Origin of the sequence: uncultured Microbacterium sp. (assembly GCF_963521695.1) — a bacterium.
Classification (GTDB): domain Bacteria; phylum Actinomycetota; class Actinomycetes; order Actinomycetales; family Microbacteriaceae; genus Microbacterium.
In genome coordinates this window covers 1-3,246 of record NZ_CAUQWC010000306.1, presented here as the reverse complement: position 1 = coordinate 3,246, position 3,246 = coordinate 1, and the positions used below count along the sequence as shown (strand labels likewise).

Genomic DNA, 3,246 nt, shown 5'->3' with positions numbered 1-3,246 from the left:
AGACGCAGGTGCTCGTCGACGCGGGCTACGCCGTGGTCTACAGCAATCCGCGCGGCAGCGCCGGCTACGGTCGAGCGCACGGACGGTCGATCCGACAGCGCATGGGTACGCTCGACTTCTTCGACGTCATGGACTTCTTCGACGGCGTCGTCTCGGCCGACCCGCGCCTGGATCCTGATCGCGTGGGCGTGATGGGCGGCTCGTACGGCGGGTACATGACGGCATGGGTCATCGCGCACGATCACCGCTTCGCGGGCGCGATCGTCGAGCGGGGGTTCCTCGACCCCTTCGCCTTCCCCGGGTCGAGCGATATCGGCTCGTTCTTCGGCCAGGAGTATGTCGGCACCGACCCCGCGCAGATGGCCGCGCAGAGTCCGATGGCGGTCGTCGACCGGGTGCGCACTCCCACGCTGGTGATGCATTCCGAGCTCGACTTCCGCTGCCCGCTCGAGCAGGCGACCCGCTACTACGCCGCGCTGAAGCACAACGGCGTCGACGCTGAGATGGTGATCTTCCCGGGTGAGGACCACGAACTCACCCGTGGCGGGCGTCCCCAGCACCGCGTGCAGCGTTTCGAGGCCGTGCTCGACTGGTGGAACCGGCACCTGCCGATCGCGTGAAACAAAAGAAGGGGGGCCGGATGCCATGGCATCCGGCCCCCTTCTGTTCGAGGTTCTACGCGGCCTTGCCGAACTGGATCGCGCGGACGATCTGGAAGACGCCGAGGATCACCAGCGAGATCCCGATGAGCAGGAACAGGGTCACCGCGCCCAGCAAAGGCGAGAACAGCAGCACGACACCGGCCAGGATGCTGATGACGGCGAAGAAGATCGTCCAGGCCCGCGCCTTCGAACCGTGTCCGACGGTGGTGAGCGAGACGACGCCCTCGACGATCCACAGGATGCCGACGAGGGTACCGATGAAGACGCCGAACCACGCGGTCGTGGCCGACAGGTTCGCGAACGAGAAGATGCCCGCGACGATGAACAGCACACCGAGCACGATGTACCCGATGCGCGACCAACCGGAGCGCCAGTACAGGCCGATCGCGATGTTCACGAGGCCCGCGATGATGACGTAGACCGAGAGGATCCCGACGGCCACCTCGGCGGTACGGCCCGGCCAGACGAGGATCAGGATGCCGATGACGAGCGAGAGCACACCGCTCACGCCGAGTGCGGTGCGCACGGCTCCGATGGCGGGGTTAGAGGTGGTGGCGGAAGACATGGCGAGCCTTTCTGAGTGAAAGCTGAAAACAGTTCTCACCCTAGACCTGAGGGTTCGACGGTGCGAACCCCCGGTCACGCCGTGTCACGCGGGGGAGTGCTGCAGCAGCAGGGCCACCGTGAAAAGCACGGGCAGACACCCCAGTGTCGAGATGAAGACGACATCGCGCGAGAGGATCTCGCCCACTCCGTACCGCTGCGCGAAGTTGAACACGTTCTGCGCCGTCGGCAGCGCCGCCAGCACCACGACGATGAAGATCTGGTCGTCGGGCAGACCGAACAGCGTCGCGACTCCCCACGCCAGGGCCGGCATGACCAGGAGCTTCAGTATCGACCCGATGACCACGTCGACGCGGCGGCCGGGTTCGGTGAGCACCCGTTGCCCGTAGAGCGACATGCCGTACGACATCAGCAGCACCGGCACGCAGGCGCCCGCGATGAGATGCAGCGGATCGAAGACGATCGGCGGCAGGTCGACACCGGTGAGCGCGACGCCCACGCCCAGGGCGGAGGCGATGAGCATCGGGTTCTTCGCCGTCTGCAGCAGGATGCGCCCGATGTTGCGGGAGCCGGAGGTCACGGCATCCAGGATCGACAGCGCGATCGGCATCAGCACGAGCAACTGGAACAGGATGACGGGAGCGGAGAACGCCGCGTTGCCGAGCATGTACAGCGAGATCGGGATGCCGATGTTGTTGCTGTTCACCTGTCCCGCCGACAGCGCACTGATCACGGTCTCACCCGCGGGGCGGCGCAGGATCAGCGTCGAGATGAGCACAGAAACGCCGATGATGACCGCGGCCGTGATCATCGACACCGGCAGCAGGGCGGAGAACAACGTCGCGACGTCAGCGCGCGCCAGCACGGTGAAGAGCAGGAACGGCGACAGGACGTAGAACGTGAGACGGCTCAGCACGTGTCGCGCGTGGGGGCCGAGGAGGTCGATGCGCGCGATCACGTAGCCGACGACGACGGCGAGACCGACGACCGCGAATCCGGTGAGCACGCCCGTCATGCGCGGACCCCTCGAGGGGTGCGGGCGTGTGGGGGAGTCATCCCCTCGAGCGTAGCGGGGGAGAGGGGCGGCCGCCGGAACGGTCGGGGCCGGGATCCGGGAGTCGGGCCGTGACGAGCAGACCCCGCTGCCTCAGAGCGAGGCCGTCAGCTCCTTCATCGTGCTGATCTCGGCGGCCTGGCTGTCGACGATCGATCGCGCGAGGGCGACGACCTCGCTGTCGGTACCGCTGTCGATCTCGTCCTGCGCCATGTCGATCGCGCCCTGGTGGTGCTCGATCATCTGCTCGAGATAAAGGCGCGCAGCATCGCTCGCGTCGGCGGCGGCGAGAGCCTGCATGTCCGACTCCGACATCATGCCGCCGTGATCCATGCCGCTCATTCCCTCGCTCATCGAGACGCCCCAGTCGGACAACCAGCCCTTCATGGTGTCGATCTCGGGCTGCTGCGCTGCCGTGATCTGCTCGGCGAGAGCGGTGACGCGCTCGTCGACACCGGTCTTCGACAGCAGGGTGTCCGACATCTCGATGGCTTGCTCGTGGTGCGGGATCATCGTCGTGACGAACAGGATGTCGGACTCCGACGCGGACGCGGCCGTCGTGGAGGTGGTCATCGGGGCGGAGCCGTGATCCATGCCGGGCATGGATCCGGAACCACCGGAGCAGCCCGTCAGGGCGAGGATCGCTGCCAGGGGGACTGCGGCCACGGCCACGTATCGGGTGTTCACGGTTGTACTCCTCGTCGTTCGCGGCATGGGCGTCCCGCCTGCGCTCCGGGGACGTTCTGCGGCGGTGCCGGGCGCACGAGCCTGACGTCGCCCGCGCCTGAGCGCCCAGGGGGTCCTTGAGACGAGGATATACCCCCTAGGGGTATATCGGGGACTTCATCCGGAACGGTACAACCGGACCGCGACGAAGCTTCCCTGGCGGGGTTCTCGGCTGAGAAGTCCGCGGGCCCGTCACGCGAGCCGCCGGGTGGGCGGCGAGGCGTGACGGGCCCGCGGGGT

At 67.2% G+C, this 3,246-nt stretch carries 4 protein-coding genes; 1 reads left to right on the top strand and 3 read right to left on the bottom strand.

Annotation, left to right across the window (positions count from 1 at the left end; genetic code table 11):
- Positions 1 to 620 (top strand): prolyl oligopeptidase family serine peptidase (locus RWP81_RS15610; protein ID WP_314457645.1); only part of this gene is annotated, 620 nt, incomplete at its 5' end.
- A gap of 55 nt (positions 621 to 675) precedes the next feature.
- Here RWP81_RS15610 and RWP81_RS15605 read toward each other — a convergent pair.
- From RWP81_RS15605 to RWP81_RS15595, 3 genes are all read right to left on the bottom strand, one after another.
- A complete protein-coding gene (locus RWP81_RS15605) occupies positions 676 to 1,227 on the bottom strand; it encodes a DUF308 domain-containing protein (protein ID WP_314457643.1) in 552 nt (183 codons plus the stop codon).
- 84 nt (positions 1,228 to 1,311) lie between these two features.
- Positions 1,312 to 2,241, bottom strand: a complete 930-nt coding sequence (locus RWP81_RS15600) for an AEC family transporter (protein WP_314457641.1) — start codon at positions 2,239 to 2,241, stop codon at positions 1,312 to 1,314.
- Between the two features lie 132 nt (positions 2,242 to 2,373).
- Entirely contained in the window at positions 2,374 to 2,967 is a 594-nt protein-coding gene (locus tag RWP81_RS15595; RefSeq protein WP_314457639.1) for a DUF305 domain-containing protein, read from the bottom strand.
- Positions 2,968 to 3,246: the final 279 nt, after the last annotated feature.